The 23,141-nt window shown below is 70.4% G+C and carries 21 protein-coding genes; 14 read left to right on the top strand and 7 right to left on the bottom strand.

The features are described from left to right. Positions 1–112 precede the first annotated feature (112 nt). The 4 genes from ctaE to qcrB all read left to right on the top strand — a co-directional run bounded on the left by ctaE (position 113) and on the right by qcrB (position 4,424). A complete protein-coding gene (ctaE, locus tag A4U64_RS09195; protein WP_006932077.1) occupies positions 113–724 on the top strand; it encodes an aa3-type cytochrome oxidase subunit III in 612 nt (203 codons plus the stop codon). Between the two features lie 63 nt (positions 725–787). Next, a complete protein-coding gene (gene qcrC, locus A4U64_RS09190; protein ID WP_006932071.1) occupies positions 788–1,657 on the top strand; it encodes a cytochrome bc1 complex diheme cytochrome c subunit in 870 nt (289 codons plus the stop codon). Then, complete coding sequence (gene qcrA / locus A4U64_RS09185) at positions 1,654–2,781, top strand: cytochrome bc1 complex Rieske iron-sulfur subunit (RefSeq protein WP_029544230.1); 1,128 nt, start codon at positions 1,654–1,656, stop codon at positions 2,779–2,781. Before qcrC ends, qcrA begins: the two co-directional genes overlap by 4 nt. Next, the gene (gene qcrB / locus A4U64_RS09180) at positions 2,778–4,424 is read left to right on the top strand and encodes a cytochrome bc1 complex cytochrome b subunit (RefSeq protein ID WP_029544233.1); all 1,647 of its coding nucleotides are present in this window, start codon (positions 2,778–2,780) and stop codon (positions 4,422–4,424) included. Before qcrA ends, qcrB begins: the two co-directional genes overlap by 4 nt. 756 nt (positions 4,425–5,180) lie before the next feature. Here qcrB and A4U64_RS09175 read toward each other — a convergent pair. Next, entirely contained in the window at positions 5,181–5,597 is a 417-nt protein-coding gene (locus A4U64_RS09175) for a cytochrome c oxidase subunit 4 (RefSeq protein WP_006940002.1), read from the bottom strand. 31 nt (positions 5,598–5,628) lie between these two features. After that, on the bottom strand, positions 5,629–6,693 hold the full coding sequence (gene ctaC, locus A4U64_RS09170) for an aa3-type cytochrome oxidase subunit II (RefSeq protein WP_144415028.1): 1,065 nt from the start codon (positions 6,691–6,693) through the stop codon (positions 5,629–5,631). A 272-nt stretch (positions 6,694–6,965) separates the two neighbouring features. Between ctaC and asnB the strand changes: the two genes are divergently transcribed. After that, the gene (gene asnB, locus A4U64_RS09165; RefSeq protein WP_065922487.1) at positions 6,966–8,891 is read left to right on the top strand and encodes an asparagine synthase (glutamine-hydrolyzing); all 1,926 of its coding nucleotides are present in this window, start codon (positions 6,966–6,968) and stop codon (positions 8,889–8,891) included. A gap of 63 nt (positions 8,892–8,954) precedes the next feature. On the opposite strand, the gene A4U64_RS09160 is transcribed toward asnB, so the two are convergent. Then, positions 8,955–9,926, bottom strand: a complete 972-nt coding sequence (locus A4U64_RS09160; protein ID WP_006947778.1) for a carbohydrate kinase family protein — start codon at positions 9,924–9,926, stop codon at positions 8,955–8,957. 137 nt (positions 9,927–10,063) lie between these two features. After that, entirely contained in the window at positions 10,064–10,414 is a 351-nt protein-coding gene (locus A4U64_RS09155; RefSeq protein WP_029544238.1) for a HesB/IscA family protein, read from the bottom strand. A 145-nt stretch (positions 10,415–10,559) separates the two neighbouring features. Here A4U64_RS09155 and A4U64_RS09150 point away from each other — a divergent pair, with 145 nt between their 5' ends. Then, positions 10,560–11,225 carry a DUF3043 domain-containing protein gene (locus A4U64_RS09150; protein WP_006947776.1) on the top strand — a complete coding sequence of 222 codons (666 nt, stop codon included), beginning with the start codon at positions 10,560–10,562 and terminating at the stop codon, positions 11,223–11,225. Between the two features lie 21 nt (positions 11,226–11,246). Here the strand turns inward: A4U64_RS09150 and A4U64_RS09145 are convergent, their stop codons facing one another. Continuing rightward, positions 11,247–11,465 carry a hypothetical protein gene (locus A4U64_RS09145; RefSeq protein ID WP_006947775.1) on the bottom strand — a complete coding sequence of 73 codons (219 nt, stop codon included), beginning with the start codon at positions 11,463–11,465 and terminating at the stop codon, positions 11,247–11,249. 134 nt (positions 11,466–11,599) lie between these two features. On the opposite strand from A4U64_RS09145, the gene cobT reads away from it, so the two are divergent. After that, positions 11,600–12,703, top strand: a complete 1,104-nt coding sequence (cobT, locus tag A4U64_RS09140) for a nicotinate-nucleotide--dimethylbenzimidazole phosphoribosyltransferase (protein WP_050035372.1) — start codon at positions 11,600–11,602, stop codon at positions 12,701–12,703. A 53-nt stretch (positions 12,704–12,756) separates the two neighbouring features. After that, the gene (locus A4U64_RS09135) at positions 12,757–13,509 is read left to right on the top strand and encodes an adenosylcobinamide-GDP ribazoletransferase (protein ID WP_006947773.1); all 753 of its coding nucleotides are present in this window, start codon (positions 12,757–12,759) and stop codon (positions 13,507–13,509) included. A 98-nt stretch (positions 13,510–13,607) separates the two neighbouring features. Here A4U64_RS09135 and A4U64_RS09130 read toward each other — a convergent pair whose 3' ends face one another. Next, entirely contained in the window at positions 13,608–14,711 is a 1,104-nt protein-coding gene (locus A4U64_RS09130; protein WP_065922486.1) for a branched-chain amino acid aminotransferase, read from the bottom strand. Between the two features lie 33 nt (positions 14,712–14,744). Continuing rightward, positions 14,745–15,845 (bottom strand): glycine cleavage system aminomethyltransferase GcvT, encoded by a 1,101-nt coding sequence (gene gcvT, locus A4U64_RS09125; protein ID WP_065923447.1) that lies wholly within the window; start codon positions 15,843–15,845, stop codon positions 14,745–14,747. Positions 15,846–15,918: 73 nt separating this feature from the next. Between gcvT and A4U64_RS09120 the strand changes: the two genes are divergently transcribed. The 6 genes from A4U64_RS09120 to A4U64_RS09095 all read left to right on the top strand — a co-directional run bounded on the left by A4U64_RS09120 (position 15,919) and on the right by A4U64_RS09095 (position 23,138). Beyond that, complete coding sequence (locus tag A4U64_RS09120) at positions 15,919–17,427, top strand: leucyl aminopeptidase (protein ID WP_065922485.1); 1,509 nt, start codon at positions 15,919–15,921, stop codon at positions 17,425–17,427. A 257-nt stretch (positions 17,428–17,684) separates the two neighbouring features. Beyond that, a complete protein-coding gene (gene sucB / locus A4U64_RS09115) occupies positions 17,685–19,433 on the top strand; it encodes a 2-oxoglutarate dehydrogenase, E2 component, dihydrolipoamide succinyltransferase (RefSeq protein WP_065922484.1) in 1,749 nt (582 codons plus the stop codon). A 110-nt stretch (positions 19,434–19,543) separates the two neighbouring features. Beyond that, positions 19,544–20,434: a TIGR01777 family oxidoreductase gene (locus tag A4U64_RS09110; RefSeq protein ID WP_065922483.1), complete on the top strand. Its 891-nt coding sequence runs from the start codon at positions 19,544–19,546 to the stop codon at positions 20,432–20,434. Between the two features lie 46 nt (positions 20,435–20,480). Beyond that, positions 20,481–21,263 (top strand): lipoyl(octanoyl) transferase LipB, encoded by a 783-nt coding sequence (gene lipB / locus A4U64_RS09105; protein WP_006947767.1) that lies wholly within the window; start codon positions 20,481–20,483, stop codon positions 21,261–21,263. Between the two features lie 68 nt (positions 21,264–21,331). Further along, a complete protein-coding gene (gene lipA, locus A4U64_RS09100; protein WP_006947766.1) occupies positions 21,332–22,342 on the top strand; it encodes a lipoyl synthase in 1,011 nt (336 codons plus the stop codon). A gap of 55 nt (positions 22,343–22,397) precedes the next feature. Beyond that, positions 22,398–23,138, top strand: a complete 741-nt coding sequence (locus A4U64_RS09095) for a DUF4191 domain-containing protein (RefSeq protein WP_029544250.1) — start codon at positions 22,398–22,400, stop codon at positions 23,136–23,138. The last annotated feature ends 3 nt before the right edge of the window (positions 23,139–23,141 follow it).

Below are 23,141 nucleotides of genomic sequence, written 5' to 3'. Positions count from 1 at the left end.
GCAGTGCACGACCGCCCCCGGAAAACGCGATCGCACGGCGCCCACCAGCGAAGACGCGCCGATTTCGGCCCCGATTGCCCACGAGTTACTACGAGCAGTCATACTTGCGAACGTGACGAGCGCAGTAGGGACTTCAGGAACTGCAATCACCCAGCGCGTGCACTCGCTGAACCGGCCCAATCTGGTCAGCGTCGGCACCATCGTGTGGTTGTCCAGTGAGCTCATGTTTTTCGCAGGGCTCTTCGCCATGTACTTCGTGGCGCGGGCGCAGGCCGACGGCAACTGGCCGCCGGAGCCTGTCCACCTCAATCTGGCGTTGGCGGTGCCGGTCACCCTCGTGCTGATCGCCTCCTCCTTCACCTGCCAGATGGGTGTGTTCGCAGCCGAACGTGGCGACGTGTTCGGCCTCCGGCGGTGGTACATCATCACCCTCGCCATGGGCACGTTCTTCGTGCTCGGCCAGGGCTTCGAGTACACCCAGCTGGTCGGCGAGGGCGTGACGATCTCGAGCATGGTGTGGGGTTCGGTCTTCTACATCACGACCGGCTTCCACGGCCTGCACGTCATCGGCGGCCTCGTCGCCTTCGTGTTCCTCCTCGTGCGCACGAGGGTCAGCAAGTTCACGCCGGCGCAGGCCACCGCGGCGATCGTCGTCTCCTACTACTGGCACTTCGTCGACATCGTGTGGATCGCGCTGTTTGCCACGATTTATTTCATCCGTTAGCCAGCTGAACGCCCAGGCAGCCCCCTGACGTCCAGTCCGTCCCGACATACCAAAGGGATACAGATGAGTTCATCCCCACCTCTCGCTTCCGAGGGTGACATGCCCGGTCAGTCCGCGGCCGCGTCCGCCAAGTCCCGCCGTCAGCGCAAGCTGCGCCGCCGCGTCACCGGTGCGCTGGTGCTCGCCCTCGGCCTGCTCAGCGCCGGCTTCCTCGCCTCCGCGCTGACTCCCGCGCCGCAGGTGGCGACGGCGAACGAGGACCAGTCGGCCCTGATCCGCGAAGGCAAGCAGCTCTACGAGACCTCCTGCGTCACGTGCCACGGCGCCAACCTGCAGGGTGTGCAGGACCGCGGCCCCAGCCTGATCGGTGTCGGCGAGGCGGCCGTGTACTTCCAGGTCTCCACCGGCCGCATGCCGATGATGCGCAACGAGGCCCAGGCCGTGCGCAAGACGCCGAAGTTCGACGCGGCCCAGACGGACGCCCTCGGCGCGTACATCCAGGCCAACGGCGGCGGCCCGACGCTCATCCGTGACGAGAACGGCGAGATCGCCCAGTCCTCGCTGCGCGGCAACGACGTTGCCCGCGGCAGCGAGCTGTTCCGCCAGAACTGCGCCTCATGCCACAACTTCACCGGCCGCGGCGGCGCGCTGTCGTCCGGCAAGTTCGCGCCGGCGCTGGATCCGGCGAACGAGCAGCAGATCTACACGGCGATGCTGACCGGCCCGCAGAACATGCCCAAGTTCTCCGATCGTCAGCTCACGCTGGAGGAGAAGGAGGACATCATCGCCTACGTCAAGGCCTCCGGCGAGACGAACAGCCCCGGCGGATACGGCCTGGGCGGTTTCGGCCCCGCCTCCGAGGGCCCGACGATGTGGGTGGTCGGGATCGTCGCCGTCGTCGGTGCGGCACTGTGGATCGGAGCAAGGTCATGAGTGGCGGCGAAACGCCGAACAAGCACACGATCGAGAACCTCGATCAGATGAGCCGCGACGATCTCGTCGCGCTCGGCACCAACCTCGACGGCGTGGACGTGGCGTTCCGCAAGGACCGCTGGCCCGTCGCGGGCACGCGCGCCGAGAAGCGCGCGGAACGGAACGTCGCCTTCTGGTTCGGGCTGGCGGGTGTGTCGGCTCTCGCGTTCATCGCGGTCTTCATCTTCTGGCCGTGGGAGTACCAGGGCCCCGGTGAGGACAACTACACGCTGTACAACCTGTACACGCCGCTGCTGGGCCTGACCCTGGGTCTGGCCATCCTCGGCGTCGGCGTCGGCGCGGTGCAGTTCACCAAGAAGTTCATCCCGGAAGAGGTGTCGATCCAGGATCGGCACGACGGAGTCTCTTCGGAGGTCGATCGGCGGACGATCGTCGCCGAGCTCTCCGACTCGCTGGACACCTCCACGCTGCCGCGTCGCAAGCTGATCAAGCGCACGGCACTGTTCGGTGGCGGCGCGCTCGGCCTCGGCCTGATCATGCCGCTCGGCGGCCTGATCAAGAACCCCTGGGCCGAGGGCGACGAGTCGCCGCTGTGGGTCTCGGGCTGGACGCCCCGGTACCCGGGCGAGACGATCTACCTGCGTCGCGACACCGGACGCCCGAACGACATCGTCCTGGTCCGCCCGGAGGACCTCGATGCCGGCGGCATGGAGACCGTGTTCCCCTTCCGCGAGTCGGACCGCGGTGACGAGCACGCCCTCCTCGAGGGCCTGCGCGGCATCCGCAACGCCGTCATGCTGATCCGCCTCCGGACCGAGGACACGGCGAGGGCGATCAAGCGCAAGGGTCAGGAGAGCTTCAACTACGGCGACTACTTCGCCTACTCGAAGATCTGCACCCACCTGGGCTGCCCGACGTCGTTGTACGAACAGCAGACCAACCGCATCCTGTGCCCCTGCCACCAGTCGCAGTTCAATGCCCTGGAGTACGGCAAGCCCCTGTTCGGTCCTGCTGCTCGCGCACTGCCGCAGTTGCCTATTACAGTGAACGAAGAGGGCTTCCTCGTCGCCAACGGTGACTTCATCGAGGCTCTCGGTCCGGCATTTTGGGAGCGTCGCCCGTGAGTACTGCAACACCATCCCGCGCCGCCCACGCGGCGGAGAACATCGACTCGCGCTATCACCCGGCCGCCGGGCTGCGGCGTCAGATCAACAAGGTGTTCCCCACCCACTGGTCCTTCCTCCTGGGTGAGATCGCCCTGTACAGCTTCGTGATCCTGCTGATCTCGGGTGTGTACCTGACGTTGTTCTTCGATCCGTCCCTCGCGCACGTCACCTACGACGGCGCCTACACCCCGCTGCGCGGCGTCACGATGTCGCGTGCGTACGAGACGACCCTGGACATCTCCTTCGAGGTGCGCGGCGGTCTGTTCGTCCGGCAGATCCACCACTGGGCTGCGCTGATGTTCGCCGCGTCGATCATCGTGCACCTGCTGCGCGTGTTCTTCACCGGTGCGTTCCGCCGTCCGCGTGAAGCGAACTGGGTGATCGGCTCGCTGCTGCTGATCCTGGCGATGTTCGAGGGCTTCTTCGGCTACTCGCTGCCCGACGACCTGCTTTCCGGCACCGGCCTGCGGGCCGCGCTGTCCGGCATCACCATCAGCATCCCGGTGATCGGCACCTGGATGCACTGGCTGATCTTCGGCGGCGACTTCCCCGGCATGCTCATCATCCCGCGCCTGTACGTCGCGCACGTGCTGCTGATTCCGGGCATCATCCTCGCCCTGATCGCAGCCCACCTGGCCCTGGTCTGGTACCAGAAGCACACCCAGTTCCCCGGCCCCGGCCGTACCGAGCAGAACGTCGTCGGTGTCCGGATCCTGCCGGTGTTCGCGGTCAAGTCCGGTGCGTTCTTCGCCATCACCTTCGCCGTGCTGGCGCTGATGAGCGGTCTGCTGCAGATCAACCCGGTCTGGAACATCGGCCCGTACAACCCGTCGCAGGTGTCCGCCGGCTCGCAGCCCGACATCTACATGATGTGGACGGACGGCCTGGCCCGTATCTGGCCGGCGTGGGAGATCTACCTGTTCGGCCGCTACACGATCCCCGCGGTGTTCTGGATCGCAGTGATCATGGGCCTGGTCTTCACGGTCCTCATCGCCTACCCGTGGATCGAGAAGAAGTTCACCAAGGACGATGCGCACCACAACCTGCTGCAGCGTCCGCGGGACGTGCCGGTCCGGACCGCGATCGGCGCGATGGCTCTGACGTTCTACGCCATCGCGACCATCATGTGCATCAACGACATCATCGCCTACAAGTTCGACATCTCGCTGAACGCGATGACGTGGATCGGCCGCATCGGCATCCTGCTCGGCCCGCCGCTCGCCTACTACCTGACCTACCGGTTCTGCCTGGGCCTGCAGCGCAGCGACCGCCAGGTGCTCGAGCACGGCATCGAGACGGGCATCGTCCGTCGACTGCCGCACGGCGAGTACATCGAGATCCACCAGCCGCTCGGCCCGGTGGACGACCACGGTCACCCGATTCCACTCGAGTACCAGGGTGCACCGGTGCCGAAGCGCATGAACAAGCTCGGCACCGCCGGCAAGCCCGGCGCGGGCAGCTGGTGGAGCGCGGACCCGGCCGAGGAGGCGACGGCACTCGAGGCCGCGCACCACGAGGCCGAGGTCGAGCAGCGCGCCATCCTGAGCGAGTACCAGACGCGCGTCCACGGCACCACGGACGGCGACGGCAAGGCGCACTGACGGTCGCTCGAGTCCGAAACCACGGGAGGGGCCCCGAACCGGAAACGGTTCGGGGCCCCTCCCGTTTCTCCGTGGTCCCTGCGGCTTCCATCCCCGGTGGCTTCCGGTCGGTGCGGACGACCGGATCCGGTCCCCGCACCCCACCCCTCCCCCACTGCGACGGACGGCCGGGAACCCGAGCGGACCGTCGGCTCACCGGCCCTCGGACGGGCCGGGCGTGTCGCGGTACGCGAGTCGGTTCGAGCGCGGTACCGCATCGGCGTCTGCCCGGGGGCGCGCGGTGTCCTGCCGCCGCGTTCCGCGCGGTGTCCTGCCGCCGCGTTCCGCGCGGTGTCCTGCCGCCGCGTTCCGACGGGACCATCCGGGTTCGATTCCGACCCGCGGCGCGGTATCACCCCACCGCCGGCACGGCGGCGAGCGCCACCTCGACGAGGTCGCCGCCGTAGTACCTCAGCAGCGCCCGCCTGTGGATCCGCCGTGGCTACGCCGGGCGGGTGAGTAGGCGTGAGGGCTCTCGCGGCCGGGACAGCGGCGCGCCGCGACACTGCCCGCCCGGCACCCCCGGCGTCGGCCCCGTTCCCCACGACCGGGCCATGGACGATTCCCCGGTGACACCCCGCCGAGCCGTGACGCGAACCGCGCACGGCGAGCACGGCCCGAGGCTCCCCGTCCGGGCACGGAACGGAAACGGCCGCGGGGCGGCCTCACCGTGTGGTGAGGCCGCCCCGCGGCATCGGATCTACGCGCTGTGTGCGCTCAGTGCTTCTCGGGTCCGACGTGGTACTCGAACACCAGGCCGGCCGCAGCAGCGAGGATCAGGATCACGGCGAGGACGATCAGCCACGGCTGGAAGAAGGCCAGCGCGATGGCGGCGAACGCAGCCGCCCCGGCCAGCAGGATCGGCCAGTAGCTACCCGCGCTGAAGAAGCCCAGGTCGCCTGCGCCGTCGCTGATCTCGGCCTCCTCGTAGTCCTCCGGGCGGGTGTCGAGGCGACGGGCCACGAACCGGAAGTAGGTGCCGACGATGAGCGTCAGGCCGGCGGAGAGCACGATCGCCGTCAGGCCGGCCCACTCGATGCCCGTGCGGGACAGGCCGGTGAACACTCCGTACACGATGGCGACGAGCACGAAGAACACCGTCACGACTTCGAAGAGCTTGGCTTCGATCTTCATATCAGCTTGTCCTTGGTCGGAGGTTTACCGGTCAGTTGCCCGCGGTGACGACACCACTGGCCGCGCGGTCGGTGCGGTCGGTCTTGAAGGGGGTGGTGGACGTCGCGACCGGGGACTCGCCGATGCGCTCGAGCGCCTGCGCGTTGGTCAGGCCCTCGCCACCGTCCTCGACGGGCTTGCGGAGCTCGATGTACTCCGCGAACCGCTCCGGGCTCACCGCGCGGACCTCGAAGTTCATCATGGCGTGGTAGGTGCCGCACATCTCGGCACAGCGGCCGACGAACGCGCCTTCCTCCTGGATCTCGGAGATCTGGAAGACCGGATCGGAGCTGTTGTTCAGCGGGTTCGGGTTGACGTCACGCTTGAACAGGAACTCCGGCACCCAGAAGGAGTGGATCACGTCGGACGAGGCGAGCACGAACTCGATCCGGCGATCGGTCGGCAGGACGAGGACCGGGATCTCGTTGCTGGTGCCGACCGTCTCGATCTTGTTGTAGTGCAGGTACGACAGGTCCTCGGCCTCCTGGCCGTGGATCGGGGCCGGGATCTCGTGCTCGCCGCCGGCATGCTCCTCGGTGTCGCCCTCGACCGCGGCCTGCGCGATCTCGTCCGTCCCCTCGTAGCGCGCCGTGCCCTCACCGAGGTCGACGGTGCGGTAGCCGAACTTCCAGTTCCACTGGAACGCCGTGACGTCGACGACGACGTTCGGGTTGTCCTCCTTCTCGAGGACGTAGTTCTGCACCACCACGGTGAAGTAGAACAGCACCGCGATGATGACGAACGGGACCGCCGTGTACAGCAGCTCGAGCGGCACGTTGTAGGCCGTCTGCCGCGGGAATTCCGGCGAGTCCTTCTTCTTGCGGTGGAAGATGACCACCCAGAAGGTCAGGCCCCACACCAGTACACCCATGACGAGGGCGGCGACGACCGACCACGTCCACAGCTCACGCATACGCTCGGCCTGCGGGGTAATCCCCTCCGGCCAGCCGAAACGCAGGACTTCCTCGCTGCTACATCCCGTCAGCAGCACGGCTGCAATACCGAGAGATGCTGCCAGCCCGAACCGCCGAAGGATCCGACCTTGCGCCACGTTCACGCCTTCCTGATCGCCGCAATTCCACTAGGGCACACCCGGAGGGCAGACCCAATTACTACGCAGCGTAGACCAAACCCGGCCGCGATCCATCCCCGGGGCGCACACAACGTGTCGCGTCGTCGCGTGCCCGCTGCTCACGGCCCGGGTCGACGCCGGCCACCGGCTGCCGCGACCCCCGGCCTGCGGCATACTGCCATGCAGACCGTCGGTCCCTGCTGCGGCAACATCCCGGGGGCCGAATCCATCCCAACCGGAATGAGGTATCGGACGCCGTGTGCGGACTGCTCGGGTTACTGACCACTGACGGCACCAGCGACGACGCCGTCGCCAGGGTCGACTCCGCGATGCACTGCCTGCGTCATCGCGGACCGGACGAGCACGGCACCTGGCACGACGGCGACCTGGTCTACGGGTTCAACCGGCTGTCGATCATCGACATCGCGCACTCGCACCAGCCGCTGCGGTGGGGCCCGCCGGAGTCCCCGGAGCGCTACGCCCTGACCTTCAACGGTGAGATCTACAACTACGTGGAGCTGCGGGCCGAGCTGGCGGAGAAGTACGGGGCGCAGTTCGCCACCGAGGGGGACAGCGAGACCATCGTCGCCGCGTACCACTACTGGGGCACCGAGGCGGTGCGACGGCTGCGGGGCATGTTCGCGTTCGCGATCTGGGACACCGAGACGCGCGAGCTGTTCCTCGCCCGCGACCCGTTCGGCATCAAGCCGCTGTTCCTCGCCACGGGCACCGGCGGCACCGCGTTCGGCAGCGAGAAGAAGAGCCTGCTCGAGCTGGCCGATCTGATCGGGATCGGCACCGAACTCGCCCCCCGCGCCGTCGAGCACTACACGGTGCTGCAGTACGTTCCCGAGCCGGAGACCCTGCACAAGGAGATCCGGCGGCTCGAGTCCGGCTGCTACGCCCGGGTGCGCCCGGGGGGCCGGCCGGAGATCACGCGCTACTTCGAGCCGACGTTCCCGGTCCGGCCCTTTGCCGCAGGCCGCGAGCGCGACCGGTACCGGGAAATCGCCGAGGCGCTCGAGGATTCCGTCGCCAAGCACATGCGTGCCGACGTGACGGTCGGGTCGTTCCTGTCCGGCGGCATCGACTCCACGGCCGTCGCGGCGCTCGCGATGCGGCACAATCCGAACCTGATCACGTTCACCACCGGGTTCGAGCGCGAGGGCTACTCGGAGGTCGACGTGGCGGCCGAGTCCGCCGCCGCGATCGGCGCCCGCCACGTCGTCAAGGTCGTCTCCCCCGCCGAGTTCGCCGCGGCGATCCCCGAGATCGTGTGGTATCTGGACGACCCCGTCGCCGATCCCGCGCTGGTGCCCCTGTGGTTCGTCGCCAAGGAGGCCCGCAAGCACGTGAAGGTGGTGCTCTCCGGGGAAGGTGCCGACGAGCTGTTCGGCGGCTACACCATCTACCGCGAGCCGCTGTCGCTGAAGCCGTTCGAGTACCTGCCGAAGCCGTTGCGGCGCGCGGCCGGGAAGCTGTCCGAGCGCATCCCCGAGGGCACCCGCGGCAAGAGCCTGCTGCATCGCGGGTCGATGACCCTCGAGGAGCGGTACTACGGGAACGCCCGCAGCTTCAACGACGCGCAGCTGCGGGCGGTGCTGCGCGACTTCCGTCCGGAATGGACGCATCAGGACGTCACCGCACCGATCTACGCCCGCTCCGCCGGCTGGGATCCCGTCGCGCGGATGCAGCACCTCGACCTGTTCACGTGGCTGCGCGGCGACATCCTCGTCAAGGCCGACAAGATGACGATGGCGAACTCGCTGGAGCTGCGGGTGCCGTTCCTGGATCCCGAGGTCTTCCGCGTCGCCTCGCAGGTGCCGCTGGATCAGAAGATCACGAAGAACACCACCAAGTACGCGCTGCGCCAGGCCCTCGAGGATATCGTCCCGCCGCACGTGCTGCACCGCGCGAAGCTCGGCTTCCCCGTGCCGCTGCGGCACTGGCTGCGCGGCCCGGAGCTGTTCGAGTGGGCCCGCGCCGTGATCGCCGAGTCGGGCACCGAGCACCTGCTGGACAAGGCGGCCGTCGGCCGGATGCTCGACGAGCACCGCGAGGGCCGCGTCGATCACAGCCGCCGGCTGTGGACGGTGCTGGTGTTCATGATCTGGCACGGCATCTTCGTCGAGCAGCGCATCGTGCCGGACATCCAGGAGCCGGCCTACCCCGTCGAGGTGTAGGGCCGCTACGCGGCCGGTGTGTCCTTCGGGCGGTGGGAACCGCCCGAAGGACACACCGGCCGATCACGGCAGGATCGCGGCGATCTCGTCCGCGGCCGTCTGCCCGTACGCGACCGCCAGCCGCTTGACCGCGTCGGGACGGTCGAAGGTCCATTCCTGGGTGCCGGTCGTCTCGAGCACGAGCACCGCGACGAGCGAGCCGAGCTGGGCGGCACGCTCGAGACTGAGGCCCGCGCGGTGTCCCAGCAGGAAGCCCGCCCGGAATGCGTCGCCGACGCCGGTGGGATCCACCTTGGCCCGCTCGGGCACGACGCCGACGTGAATCCGGTGGCCGTCCCGTTCGACGATCTCGACGCCGTGGCCGCCGAGCGTGGTGACGCGCAGACCGACCATTGCGCGGATCTGCTCCTCGGTCAGGCCGGTCTTCTGCTGCAGGAGCCCCCACTCGTACTCGTTGGTGAACAGGTAGGCGGCACCGTCGATCAGCCGGGCCGCCTCGTCGCCGCTCAGACGGGCGAGCTGCTGGGACGGGTCGGCCGCGAACGGCATGCCGAGCTGTCGGCACTCGTCGGTGTGCCGGGCCATCGCCTCCGGGTCGTTCGCGCCGATCAGGACCAGATCGACCCCGTGCGCCCCGGTCACGTCGGCGAGGGAGATGTCCCGGGCCTCGGACATCGCGCCGGGATAGAACGAGGCGATCTGTGCCATCGCCTCGTCGGTCGTGCACACGAAGCGCGCGGTGTGCGCGGTCTGCGACACGTGCACGGGGTCGCAGTTGACGCCGTTGCCCTCGAGCCACGCACGGTACTCGGCGAAGTCGGCGCCGACCGCCCCGACGAGCACCGGCGACCCGCCGAGCACACCCATCGCGTAGGCGATGTTGCCGCCCACGCCGCCGCGACGGACCACCAGGTCGTCGACCAGGAAGCTGAGCGAGATGTGGCTGAGCTGGTCTGCGACGAGCTGCTCGGCGAAGCGTCCGGGGAAACGCATGAGGTGGTCGGTGGCGATGGAACCGGTCACGGCGATGGTCACGTGGCTGGGCCTTTCAGCGAAGGACTGGGACCGATCTCACGCTACCCGCACCCACCCGCACAGCACTGCGGCCCCGACGCGAGTGCGCGTCGGGGCCGCAGTGCGGACCGCGTCCTTCGGACACGGGCGGACTTACGTCAGTTGAACGAATCGCCGCAGGCGCAGGAGCCGGTGGCGTTCGGGTTGTCGATCGTGAAGCCCTGCTTCTCGATCGTGTCGACGAAGTCGATCGACGCGCCTTCGACGTAGGGGGCGCTCATGCGGTCGACGGCGAGAATGACGCCGCCGAAGTCGCGGGTGAGGTCACCGTCGAGCGTCCGGTCGTCGAAGAACAGCTGGTAGCGAAGGCCCGCACACCCACCCGGCTGCACGGCGATGCGCAGCGAGAGGTCGTCGCGGCCCTCCTGGTCGAGCAGCGCCTTCGCCTTGGCGGAGGCGGCCTCGGTCATGGTGACGCCGTGAGTGGCGGTCTCTTCCTGCACAGTCATGGGCGCTCCCTAGTCTTTCGTGTTCCAACCCGGTTGCCTCAACGGTACCGCGCGCGCATCTATTCCTCATGCGCGCCTCGGACCGCACGCGGGCCTGACCGGGGGCGATTTTCCGGCCGGGACGGTTTTCCCATAGCCTGGAGGGGTGAAGTTGCTACGCCGCGGCGGTTCCGACGAATCCGACAACGGGGACCTCGGCGCGTCCGAGTCCGTCGCCGACCCGCAGTCCGAGGGCGGCAAGGGAACGACCGGCAAGGGCCGTCCGACCCCGAAGCGCCGAGAGGCCGAGGCCCGCCGGCGTGGTCCCGTCGCTCCGGCTCCGTTGACCGCCAAGGAAGCCCGGGCGCGCCGCAAGGCCGCCAAGCAGTCCCTCTCCAAGGAGGAGCGCAAGGCGCAGTCCGCGGAGCGCCGCGCCGCCGCCGGCGAGCGCCGCACCCGCATGCTCGCGGGCGAGGAGAAGTACCTGCTGCCGCGCGACAAGGGGCCCGTGCGGGCCTACGTGCGCGACCTGGTGGACAGCCGCCGCAACCTCGTGGGCCTGTTCATGCCCATGGCGCTGGTCCTGATCATGACGATGTTCCTCGGGCCGGTGGTCCAGCAGTACGTGACGCTCGCGATGTTCGCGATGATCGTGCTCATGGTGATCGAGGGGATCTACCTCGGCCGCCTCGTGAACAAGAAGGCCCGGGCCCGCTTCCCCGACACCACGGAGGGCGGCTTCGGCCTGGGGTGGTACGCGTTCGTGCGAGCCTCGCAGATCCGCAAGCTCCGGGCGCCGCTGCCACGGGTTTCCCCCGGCGACGCCGTCTGACCGCGCGGGCCTGCGCACCGGTCAGTGGTGCGGTGCTCGGCGCGCATCGATCGTGCTGCGCACCCAGCCGGCCGACGGGTCGCCGCACAGGGGCGACGACGGATCGTGCGGCCGGAAGTGGTTGTGGCGCCACCAGGCCCGCGTCACCCACCGCGGGGCGGGGCGGGAACGGGCCCGCGCGAGTTCGAGGCCGGCGACGAGCGCGGCCAACACGAGGACGATCACGACGACCTGGCTCATGACGGACAGTCTGTCGCCGGTGCAACGCCCGAGACAGTGGCAGCAAAGCCATCTACCGTCGATTTTCTGCCACGGCGCGGGTTGATAGCGTCCAGCGGTGGCTTCGACCTCCGCCACTTCGTGAAAGGTGCCCCGTGAGCAGCGAATCGGTCCACTCCGCCGACGTCGTCTTCCCGCCCGTCGTCGCCCCCGACCGGGAGGTCCGCCGGCGCGCCGACGCCCGGCAGCGCGATCTCACCAAGCCTGCCGGTTCCCTCGGCCGGCTGGAGGAGCTGGGGTGCTGGGTCGCGTCCTGCCAGGGGCAGGTACCGCCCCACCCGTTCACCCGTCCCCGGGTGGTGGTGTTCGCCGGCGATCACGGTGTGGCCCGCGGCGGTGTCTCGGCGTATCCCCCCGAGGTGACCGCTCAGATGGTCGCCAATTTCCTCGCCGGCGGCGCCGCGGTCAACGTTCTCGCCGCCACCGCCGGCGCCGGGGTCCGGGTGGTGGACATGGCCGTCGACGGGGACACGGATCCGGCGGTTTCCGCACACAAGGTGCGCCGGTCGAGCGGCTCCATCGACCGGGAGGACGCGCTCACCGAGGAAGAGACCCTCCAGGCGATCACCGCCGGGCGAGCCGTCGCCGACGAGGAGGTCGATGCGGGAGCCGACCTGCTCGTCGCGGGTGACATGGGGATCGGCAACACCACCCCCGCGACGGCGCTGATCGCCACGCTCACCGGCACCGAGCCCGTCGCGGCCGTGGGACGCGGCACCGGCATCGACGACGCCGCCTGGATGCGCAAGGTCGCCGCGATCCGCAACGCGATGCGCCGCGCACGGCCCCACGCCCGCAACCCGGTGGCGCTGCTGCGCACCGCGGGAGGCGCCGACCTCGCCGCGATGGCCGGGTACCTCGCGCAGGCGTCGGTACGCCGGACCCCGGTCGTGCTCGACGGGGTCGTCGTCACCGCCGCGGCGCTCGTCGCCGAGGAACTCGCCCCGGGAGCCCGGGACTGGTGGATCGCCGGGCACCGCTCCACCGAACCGGCCCACACGCTGGCCCTGCGGCACCTGAATCTGGATCCCCTCGTCGACCTGGGGATGCGTCTCGGCGAGGGCTCGGGGGCGGTCGCCGCGCTGCCGATCCTGCACGGCGCGGTGGCGGTCCTCACGAACATGGCGACGTTCGCCGAGGCCGGCGTGAGCACCCGCGACGAGGACGCCACGCCGGGCGCCGATCCGCGCGACGACTGATGCGTGGCATCGCCCTGCAGCGACTGATGCGTGGCATCGCCCTGCGGCGACCGATGCGTGGCATCGCCCTCGCCCTCTCCTGGCTCACCGTGCTGCCGGTTCAGGGACCGGGGCGCATCGATCGCGGCGCCGGGGGCGCGGCTATCGCCGCGGCGCCGGTCGCCGGCCTCGTGCTCGGTCTCGGGACCGCAGGCGTGCTGTGGGCGGCGGTCGCCGCCGGCTGCACTCCCCTGCTCGCGGGCCTGATCGGGGTGGGGTTCCTGGGCCTCGCGACGCGCGGCATGCACCTCGACGGCCTGTGCGACACGGCCGACGGGCTCGGCTGCTACGGACCGCCGGAGCGGGCTCGTGAGGTGATGAAGTCGGGCGGCGCCGGACCATTCGGGGTGGCCACCCTGGTGGTCGTGCTCGGTGCGCAGGCCGCCTCGTTCGGGGCGCTCGCCGACGCGCGATCCTGGCCCGCCGTGATCCTCGCCGTCACCGCCGGCCGGGTCGCGGTCGTCCTCGCCTGCCGACGCGGCGTGGCCGCAGCCCCGGGCAGCGGGTTCGGTGCCCTGGTGGCGGGGACACAGCCGCTCGGGGTGGGCGCGCTGTGGGCCGGCGTCGCGCTCGTCGCGGCGGCCTGGTGCGTGCCCGGCTCCTGGTGGGCCGGCCCGGTGACGGTGGCCGTGGCGCTCGGTGCTGCACTGCTACTGGTGCGGCACTGCGTCCGCCGGTTCGGCGGCCTCAACGGCGACGCGCTCGGGGCCGGCCTCGAGACGACGGTGACGATCGTGGCCGCGGCGCTGAGCGCGGCCGTCGCGTAGGCCCGGCCGAGCCGGGCTCAGCGCAGGGCCCGGCCGAGCCGGGCTCAGCGCAGGGCCCGGCCGAGCCGGGCTCAGTGCAGGGCCCGGCCGAGCCGGGCTCAGCGCAGGGTGGTGAGCCAGCCGTGGGTGTCGGCGAACGTCCCCCGCTGGATGCCGGTGAGGGTGTCACGCAGGGCCATGGTGACCTTGCCGGGCTCGCCGTCGGCCACGGTGAACTCGCCGTCCCGGCTCTTGACGGTGCCGACCGGGGTGATGACCGCCGCGGTGCCGCACGCGAAGACCTCGGTGATCTCGCCGGTGGCGACCTTCGACTCCCATTCCCCCACCGAGATCTTGCGCTCCTCCACCTCGAGGCCGGCGTCCCTGGCCAGGGTGAGCAGGGAGTCGCGGGTGATGCCGGGCAGCAGTGAGCCGGACAGCTCCGGCGTCACCAGCCTCGCGTCGGCGCCCGATCCGAAGATGAAGCACAGGTTCATGCCGCCCATCTCCTCGATGTAGCGGCGCTCGACGGCGTCGAGCCACACGACCTGGTCGCAGCCCTGCTCGGTGGCCTGCGCCTGCGCCAGCAGCGACGCGGCATAGTTCCCGGAGAACTTGGCGTCGCCCGTGCCGCCCGGCGCGGCCCGCACGTACTCCTGCGAGATCCACACGCTCACCGGCTTGACGCCGCGGGGGAAGTACGCGCCGGCCGGGGAAGCGATCAGCATGTACCGGTACTGGTTCGCGGGCCGCACGCCGAGACCGGCTTCGGTGGAGAACATGAACGGCCGCAGATACAGCGACTCCTCGCCACCGGCGGCGGGCACCCATTCGTGGTCGGCCTCGACCAGCTCCGCGATCGAACGGACGAACAACTCGTCCGGCAGCTCGGCCATGGCCAGGCGCCGTGAGGACCGGCGCATCCGTTCGGCGTTGGAGTACACGCGGAAGGCCGCGATGCTGCCGTCGGGCTGCCGGTAGACCTTCAGACCCTCGAAGATCGCCTGCCCGTAGTGCAGCACCATCGCGGCCGGGTCGAGCTGCATCGGGCCGTACGGCTGGACGGTGGCGTCGTGCCAGCCGCGGCCCTCGGTGTAGTCGATCGTGACCATGTGATCGGTGAAGTACCGGCCGAACCCCGGATCCGCCAATATCTCTCCACGCCGCTCCGCGGAGGCGGGCGAGGGGTGCGGAACGTGGGCGAATTCGAGGACACCGGTCATGACCGTTGATCCTATCGAACCGCCCGCGCCGCCCTACTTGGTGTGGTCGGGGACGAACGGTGCGACGACCAACCGGGCGCGCAGGGCGCGTCCCCGGACGTCGACCGCGACCTCGTCACCGGCGGCCAGGCCCGCCGCCGTATCGAGGAGCGCCAGCGCGATACCGACCTTGAGCGTCGGGGAGAACGTGCCGGACGTGGTCTCCCCCACCGCGTTTCCGTCGCGCAGCACCTTCAGGTCCGGCCGCAGCACGCCACGGTCGAGCGCCTGCAGCCCCCACAGCCGTCGCGCGGGACCGGACTCCTTCTCCGCGACGAGCGCCGCACGTCCCCGGAACGCCGGCTTGCTCCAGCCCACCGCCCAGCCGCAGCGGGCCTGCAGGGGCGAGATCGCCTCCGACAGCTCGTGCCCGTGCAGCGGGTAGCCCATCTCGGTGCGCAGAGTGTCGCGGGCCCCGAGCCCGGCAACCTGACCGCCGGCGGCACGCACGGCGTCGGCCAGCGCCCGGAACAGCGCCTCGGCGTCGGCCCAGCGCGGCACCAGTTCGAAGCCGCGCTCACCGGTGTAGCCGGTGCGGCACACGCGGACCGGCACGCCGTTCCACTGCGCGTCCACGAAGCTCATGTAGCCGAGGTCGGTGGGCAGCCCCAGCCCCTGCAGGACAGCTTCGGAGGTCGGTCCCTGCACGGCGAATACGCCGTGGTCGCGGTGCTGGTTCGTCACCGTCACGCCCTCGGGCGCGTTCGCGGCGAGGACGGCGACGACCGCGGCGGTGTTCGCGGCGTTCGGCACGAGGAACAGCTCCTCGTCGGAGACGTAGTAGACGATCAGGTCGTCGGTGACACCCCCGGACTCGGTACAGCAGAGGGTGTACTGGGCCTTGCCCGGGCCGATCTTGCGCAGGTCGTTGGTGAGCGTCGAATTGACGTAGTCGGCCGCGCCCGGACCGGCGACGAGGGCCTTGCCCAGATGGCTGACGTCGAACAGGCCCACGTTCTCGCGCACGGCGGTGTGCTCGGCGACGGTGCCGGCGTACGAGACCGGCATCTGCCAGCCACCGAAGGCCGCGAAGGTCGCACCGAGTTCGGTGTGGACGGCGTGGATCGGGCCCTGCAGCAGTGACTGGTCGCTCATGCGCCCCACGCTATCCCACCCCCCGGGATCATTAGCATCGGTGCCACGACCCCCTTCCCCCTAGGAGACGCCCGTGAGTGCCCTTTCGCCCACCCTGCCCGAACTCGTTCTCGCCGGAAGCGTTTCCAAGCGCGCGGACGTCCTCGTCATCGGCCTGACCGCAGGCGACGACGGTCCCGAGGCCCTGCTCGGCAACGGACTGGTCGACGAGGACGTCCTCGGCGGGCTGCTCGACGCCCTGCAGTCCGTCGGCGCCAAGGGCAAGGCCGAGGAGGTCACGCGGATCCCCGCGCCCGCCGCCCTGCCGGTCACCAGCGTGCTCGCCGTCGGGCTCGGCGCCGCCGGCAAGATCGACGCCGAACAGGTGCGCCGCTCCGCCGGCGCCGCGGCGCGCGCCCTCGCCGGCGCCTCCGTGGTCGCGACGACCCTGTCCGCCGTGGATCTCGGCGCCGCCGCGGAGGGCTTCGCGCTCGGCGCGTACACGTTCACCGAGTTCCGCACCGCGAAGTCGAACTCCGGCGACGTGCAGCCCCCCGCCCGGATCGAGCTGCTCGTCGCGTCGCCGCGCGCCCGCGAGGTCAAGGCCGCGCTGGCCCGGGCGACGGCCGTCGCCGAGGCGGTCGCCACCGCCCGCGAGTTCGTCAACACCCCGCCGAGCCACCTGTTCCCGGCCGAGTTCGCCGACCGCGCGCAGGCGCTCGGCGCCGCCGCCGGGCTGCGGGTCGAGGTGCTGGACGAGAAGGCGCTCGAGCAGCAGGGCTACGGCGGCATCGTCGGGGTCGGCAAGGGGTCGTCGCGCCCGCCGCGGCTCGTGCGGCTGAGCTACTCCGCCAAGAAGCGCAAGGCCCCGAAGGTGGCGCTCGTGGGCAAGGGCATCACGTTCGACACCGGCGGCATCTCCATCAAGCCGGCCGCCGGGATGGAGAACATGACGTCCGACATGGGCGGGGCCGCGGCGGTGGTCGCGACGGTCGTGCTCGCCGCGAAGCTCGGGGTGGCGGCAGACGTGACCGCGACGGTGCCGATGGCCGAGAACATGCCGTCCGCGACGGCACAGCGTCCCGGCGACGTGCTCACCCAGTACGGCGGCACCACCGTCGAGGTGATCAACACCGACGCCGAGGGTCGTCTCATCCTTGCCGACGCCATCGTCCGTGCCTGCGAGGACGAGCCCGACTACCTGATCGACACCGCGACGCTCACGGGCGCGCAGATGGTCGCCCTGGGGACGCGGACGCCGGGCGTCATGGGCACCGACGAGTTCCGGGACCGTGTCGCACGGCTCTCGCAGGAGGTGGGCGAGAACGGGTGGGCGATGCCGCTGCCGGCCGAGCTGCGCGCGGACCTGAACTCCCGGGTGGCCGATCTGGCCAACGTCACGCCGCACCGGTGGGGCGGGATGCTCGCCGCCGGCCTGTATCTGAAGGAGTTCGTGGCCGAGGGCGTGCAGTGGGCCCACATCGACGTGGCCGGGCCGGCTTTCAACACCGGAAGCCCGTTCGGCTATGTCGGCAAGGGCGGCACCGGTGTGCCGGTGCGCACGCTGTTCGCCGTCATCGAGGACATCGCGGCCAACGGCTGATCCGTCCGGCGCGTCCCTGCCGGGCGGCAGGGACGCGCGGGCGCGCGTGACCCAACCCTCGTCGAACGCCGCGATTGGATCAGTGCAAGGATGGTCGAGGTCATACCCGGCATCGGGTGTGGTCTCAATCGAACACCGCAAGACACCGCACGAGACCGTGGCCTCGAGCACAATGGTCTGCGACCACACAATGGTCCGCGACCATCGGTCGGCACAACTCAACACACCCGAACACAACCGTCGAGGAGTCAACAGACATGGCCTTCTCCGTCCAGATGCCAGCGCTTGGTGAGAGCGTCACCGAGGGAACTGTCACGCGATGGCTCAAGCAGGAAGGAGACACGGTCGAAGTCGACGAGCCGCTGCTCGAAGTTTCCACGGACAAGGTCGACACCGAGATCCCCTCGCCCGCGGCCGGTGTGCTGGTGAAGATCGTCGCCCAAGAGGACGAGACGGTCGAGATCGGCGGCGAGCTGGCGGTGATCGGTGACTCCGCCGACGACGCGGGATCGTCCACCACCCCTTCTGCCGCCCCGACCGAGGAGGCGGCACCCGAGGAGCAGCCCACCCCCGAGCCCGAGCCGGAACCCGAGCCCGCTCCGGCTCCGTCCGGTTCCGACGCCGGCGCCGCCGAGGGCACCCCGGTCACCATGCCGGCGCTCGGCGAGTCCGTGACCGAGGGCACCGTCACCCGGTGGCTGAAGTCCGTCGGTGACGAGGTCGCGGTCGACGAACCCCTGCTCGAGGTGTCCACCGACAAGGTCGACACGGAGATCCCGTCCCCGGTTGCCGGTGTGCTCCTCGAGGTCAACGCCCAGGAGGACGACACCGTCGAGGTCGGTGGGCAGCTCGCGGTGATCGGATCGGGAACCCCGGCCGCGGCACCGTCGAAGCCCGAGCCGAAGCCGGAACCGAAGCCCGAGCCGAAGGCGGAACCGAAGCCCGAGCCGGCGAAGCAGGCGGCCCCCGAGCCGGTGAAGCAGCCCGCCCCCGAGCCGGTGAAGCAGGCCGCTCCGGCCCCCGCTCCGGTCCCCGCGGCCGAGGAGACCTCGGGTGGAGCCACGCCGTACGTGACGCCCCTCGTCCGCAAGCTCGCCGCCGAGCACGGCGTCGACCTGTCGACGGTGTCCGGTACCGGTGTCGGCGGCCGCATCCGCAAGCAGGACGTGCTCGCCGCTGCCGAGGCCGCGAAGGCCCCCGCCGCCCAGGCGCCGGCGCCCGCCGCCAAGGCCCCGGCCGCCGCTCCGGCCGCGACCGCCGGTGTCCGTCCCGAGCTGGCCCACCTGCGTGGCACCACGCAGAAGGTCAACCGGATCCGCCAGATCACCGCGATCAAGACCCGCGAGTCCCTGCAGACCACCGCGCAGCTCACCCAGACCTTCGAGGTCGACGTCACCAAGATCGCGCACCTGCGGGCGCAGGCCAAGGCGACCTTCGCCGAGCGCGAGGGCGTCAACCTGACCTTCCTGCCTTTCTTCGCGAAGGCCGTCGTCGAGGCCCTCAAGGCGCACCCGAACATCAACGCCTCCTACGACGAGGACAAGAAGGAGATCACCTACCACGCGGCCGAGCACCTCGGCATCGCCGTGGACACGGAGCAGGGTCTGCTCTCCCCGGTGATCCACAACGCCGGTGACCTGTCGCTGGCCGGCCTGGCCCGCGCGATCGCGGACATCGCCAAGCGTGCCCGCAGCGGTGGCCTCAAACCCGACGAGCTGGCCGGGGGCACCTTCACGATCACGAACATCGGCAGCCAGGGCGCCCTGTTCGACACGCCGATCCTGGTGCCGCCGCAGGCGGCGATGCTCGGCACCGGTGCGATCGTCAAGCGACCGGTGGTCGTCACCGACGAGGTGGGCAACGAGTCGATCGGTGTCCGTTCGATGTGCTACCTGCCGCTGACCTACGATCACCGGCTGGTCGACGGCGCGGACGCAGGCCGGTTCCTCACCACGATCAAGCACCGCCTCGAGGAGGCGGCGTTCGAAGCCGACCTGGGTCTGTGACCCACGGGGTGTAGCCCGGCACTCACCGGACCCGCAGCGGGGGCATCGTCACACCGACGAGGCCCCCGCTTCCGCGTTCCGATCCCCGCAGATGCGGGAGAATCTCCGGCATGCGCATCCTCGTGGCCGGCTCGTCGGGGCTGATCGGAACTGCCTCGGTCGCGTGGCTGCGGGCGCACGGCCACGAGGTGCGCCGCCTGGTGCGGCGTCCGCCGGGGGCGCCGGACGAATGGTCCTGGGACCCGCGGACGGGGCGGGTCGATCCCGCGGCGCTCGACCGCGTCGACGCCGTGGTGAACCTGTGCGGGTCGAGCGTGGGTGCGCGGCGCTGGTCGGGCGCGGTGAAGCAGGAACTGCGCGACAGCCGGATCGTCCCCACCGACGTCCTCGCCGCCGCCGTCGCGGCCGCCGGGGTGCCGACGCTGGTCAACGCGGGCGCCGTCGGCTTCTACGGGGACACCGGCGAGACGGTGGTGGACGAACGCAGCCCTGCCGGGCAGGGGTTCGTGGCCGACCTGTGCCGCGACTGGGAGGCTGCCACGGCGCCGGCGCGTGAGGCCGGGGTCCGCACGATCGTTCTCCGCACCGGGATCGTGCTCGCGCCGCACGGGGGCATCCTGCGCCGGCTCGAGCCGCTGTTCCGGCTCGGGCTCGGTTCCCGGCTCGGCGACGGCCGGCAGTACATGTCGTGGGTGGCGCTCGAGGATGCGGTGGCGGCGGTGGGCTTCGTCCTCGGTCGCGGCGACATCGCCGGACCGGTCGATGTCACCGGGCCGGCCCCCGTGACGAATGCCCGGTTCACCGAGGCGCTGGCGCACTCGGTGCACCGGCCCGCGCCGTGGACGACCCCCGGTTTCGTGGTCGCCGCGGTCGCCGGGGAAATGGCGCGCGCACTGGTGCTCACCGGGCAGCGTGCCCTGCCGGTGGTGCTCGAGTCGACGGGCTTCGAGTTCCGGTACCCAACGATCGGTGCCGCCCTGGGAAACGCGCTCGCGTCCTGAAGTCACCTCTTCGCGAGGGCTCGCCGACGGCGTAGGGTCGTGGACTATGAGCAGCGCATCCTCCTCCGCCCGTTTCGATTCCGAACCCGTCGCGGTGGCGCACCTGGGGCTGATCGGTTACCTCGAGGCGTGGGAGCGGCAACGGGAGATCGCCGCCGACCGGGCCGAGGGCCGCGGCGTCGACACCCTGCTGTTGCTCGAGCATCCGCCCGTGTACACCGCCGGTAAGCGCACCGCCCCCGAGGATCGCCCCACCGACGGCACCCCGGTGATCGACGTCGACCGCGGGGGCAAGATCACCTGGCACGGTCCCGGCCAGCTGGTGGGCTACCCGATCATCCGGCTCGGCGAACCCATCGACGTCGTCGGCTACGTGCGGCGTCTCGAGCAGGCCCTGATCGAGGTCTGCACCGACCTCGGGCTCACGTGCGGCCGCGTGGACGGTCGCTCGGGCGTGTGGCTGCCGGCCGAGCTGCGCGACGGGCACTGGCTGCCCGAGCGCAAGATCGCCGCCATCGGGGTGCGGGTGCAGCGCGGGGTGACGATGCACGGGTTCTCCCTCAACTGCGACGCCACCCTCGACGCGTTCGACTCGATCGTCCCGTGCGGCATCCGCGACGCGGGTGTCACCTCGCTCACGGGTGAGCTCGGACGAGACGTCACCGTCGCCGAGGTGATGCCGGCGGTGACGGCGGCGGTGATCGACGCTCTCGACGGCCGCCTGCCGGTGACGGACCACGACATCGAGCGGGTGACGTTCGAACAGGCCGTCGGTGCCGAGCCGCCGCAGACCCCGCGGCCGGAGTTCACCACGGTGCGGTACGGCTGATCGCCGCCCGCCACGGCCGCGCCCCCAGGGTGGGTCCGGCCGGTACCGGCGGGCGTAGGATCGAGCCCGTGACTGTGGCCCCAGAAGGACGCAAACTGCTGCGGATCGAGACCCGAAACGCGCAGACGCCGATCGAACGCAAGCCGAACTGGATCAAGACCCGGGCGAAGATGGGCCCGGAGTACACCGAGCTGAAGGGACTGGTGCGGCGCGAGGGCCTGCACACGGTCTGCGAGGAAGCCGGTTGTCCCAACATCTACGAATGCTGGGAGGACCGGGAGGCGACGTTCCTCATCGGCGGCGAGCAGTGCACCCGTCGATGCGATTTCTGCCAGATCGACACCGGTAAGCCCGCCGAGCTCGACCGCGACGAGCCGCGCCGCGTCGCCGAGTCGGTGCAGGCGATGGGTCTGCGGTACTCGACGATCACCGGTGTCGCCCGCGACGATCTGCCCGACGGCGGCGCGTGGCTGTACGCCGAGACCGTGCGGCAGATCCACGAGCTCAACCCGGGCACCGGCGTCGAGAACCTCATCCCCGACTTCAACGGCAAGCCCGAACTGCTCACCGAGGTCTTCGAGTCGCGTCCCGAGGTCCTCGCGCACAACGTCGAGACCGTCCCCCGGATCTTCAAGCGCATCCGCCCGGCGTTCCGCTACCAGCGGTCGCTGGACGTGATCACCGCGGCCCGCGAGTTCGGCCTGGTGACCAAGTCCAACCTGATCCTCGGCATGGGTGAGACACCGGAGGAGGTCACCGAGGCGCTGCACGACCTGCACGCCGCCGGCTGCGACATCGTCACCATCACCCAGTACCTGCGTCCGTCGCCGCGGCACCATCCCGTCGAGCGGTGGGTCAAGCCCGAGGAGTTCGTCGCGCACTCGGAGACCGCCGAGGAGATCGGCTTCGCGGGCGTGATGGCCGGGCCGCTGGTCCGGTCCTCGTACCGCGCGGGCCGCCTGTACGCGCAGGCCATGGCACACCACGGTCGCGAATTGCCCGCCGCCCAGGCGCACCTGGCCGAGGGGGGCACAGCGGCCCAGGAAGCCAGCTCCGTGCTCGCTCGCCTCACGCCGTAGCCGTACCGGACCCGCGGTGGTGAAGGGGTCACCGCGGGGAAAGTATCCTGGGTGCATGGCGAAAGGCAGCAAACCCGACAAGGAAGCGAAGGCCGCGGCGAAGGCCGCGCGCAAGCAGGCGTCGAAGGAGCGGCGAACCCAGCTCTGGCAGGCGTTCCAGCTGCAGCGCAAGGAAGACAAGCTGCTGCTGCCGTGGATGATCGGCGCGATCGTCGTCTCCACCCTGGTGTTCTTCCTGATCGGGCTGATCTTCGGTATCGAGTGGTTCCTCCTGCCGGTCGGCCTGCTCGTGGGGGTGCTGCTCGCGTTCGTCATCTTCGGTCGCCGGGTGCAGAAAACGGTCTACGGCAAGGCCGAGGGCCAGGCCGGCGCGGCGGCGTGGGCGCTGGACAACCTGCAGGGCTCCTGGCGCGTCACGCACGCGGTGGCCGGCACAGCGCAGCTCGACGCCGTGCACCGCGTCATCGGCCGCCCGGGCGTGATCCTGGTGGCCGAGGGATCGCCGCAGCGCGTGAAAGCGCTTCTCGCACAGGAGAAGAAGCGGGTGGCGCGCCTCGTCGGCGACACCCCGATCTACGACGTCGTGGTCGGCAACGACGAGGGCCAGGTCCCGCTGTCGCAGCTGCAGAAGCACCTGTCCAAGCTGCCGCGCAACATCGACACCAAGCGGATGGACGCGATCGAGGGCCGGCTGGCCGCCCTGAGCACCAAGAAGACCGGCGCCGCGCTCCCGAAGGGTCCGATGCCGGCCGGCGCGAAGATGCGCAGCGTCCAGCGCACCATGCGCCGCCGCTGAGCC

Origin of the sequence: Rhodococcus sp. WB1 (genome assembly GCF_001700945.1) — a bacterium.
GTDB lineage: Bacteria > Actinomycetota > Actinomycetes > Mycobacteriales > Mycobacteriaceae > Rhodococcus > Rhodococcus aetherivorans.
Note: the sequence above shows the minus strand (reverse complement) of the source record. Positions and strands in the feature narration are given on the sequence as shown.

What these genes read in the sequence shown, in the direction of transcription:
- qcrC (WP_006932071.1), top strand. Translation starts at nt 788, where the DNA reads ATGAGTTCATCCCCACCTCTCGCTTCCGAGGGTGACATGCCCGGTCAG.
- qcrA (WP_029544230.1), top strand. Translation starts at nt 1,654, where the DNA reads ATGAGTGGCGGCGAAACGCCGAACAAGCACACGATCGAGAACCTCGAT.
- A4U64_RS09175 (WP_006940002.1), bottom strand. Translation starts at nt 5,597, where the DNA reads ATGAAGATCGAAGCCAAGCTCTTCGAAGTCGTGACGGTGTTCTTCGTG.
- A4U64_RS09155 (WP_029544238.1), bottom strand. Translation starts at nt 10,414, where the DNA reads ATGACTGTGCAGGAAGAGACCGCCACTCACGGCGTCACCATGACCGAG.
- A4U64_RS09145 (WP_006947775.1), bottom strand. Translation starts at nt 11,465, where the DNA reads ATGAGCCAGGTCGTCGTGATCGTCCTCGTGTTGGCCGCGCTCGTCGCC.
- A4U64_RS09135 (WP_006947773.1), top strand. Translation starts at nt 12,757, where the DNA reads ATGCGTGGCATCGCCCTCGCCCTCTCCTGGCTCACCGTGCTGCCGGTT.
- A4U64_RS09130 (WP_065922486.1), bottom strand. Translation starts at nt 14,711, where the DNA reads ATGACCGGTGTCCTCGAATTCGCCCACGTTCCGCACCCCTCGCCCGCC.
- gcvT (WP_065923447.1), bottom strand. Translation starts at nt 15,845, where the DNA reads ATGAGCGACCAGTCACTGCTGCAGGGCCCGATCCACGCCGTCCACACC.
- sucB (WP_065922484.1), top strand. Translation starts at nt 17,685, where the DNA reads ATGGCCTTCTCCGTCCAGATGCCAGCGCTTGGTGAGAGCGTCACCGAG.
- A4U64_RS09110 (WP_065922483.1), top strand. Translation starts at nt 19,544, where the DNA reads ATGCGCATCCTCGTGGCCGGCTCGTCGGGGCTGATCGGAACTGCCTCG.
- lipB (WP_006947767.1), top strand. Translation starts at nt 20,481, where the DNA reads ATGAGCAGCGCATCCTCCTCCGCCCGTTTCGATTCCGAACCCGTCGCG.
- A4U64_RS09095 (WP_029544250.1), top strand. Translation starts at nt 22,398, where the DNA reads ATGGCGAAAGGCAGCAAACCCGACAAGGAAGCGAAGGCCGCGGCGAAG.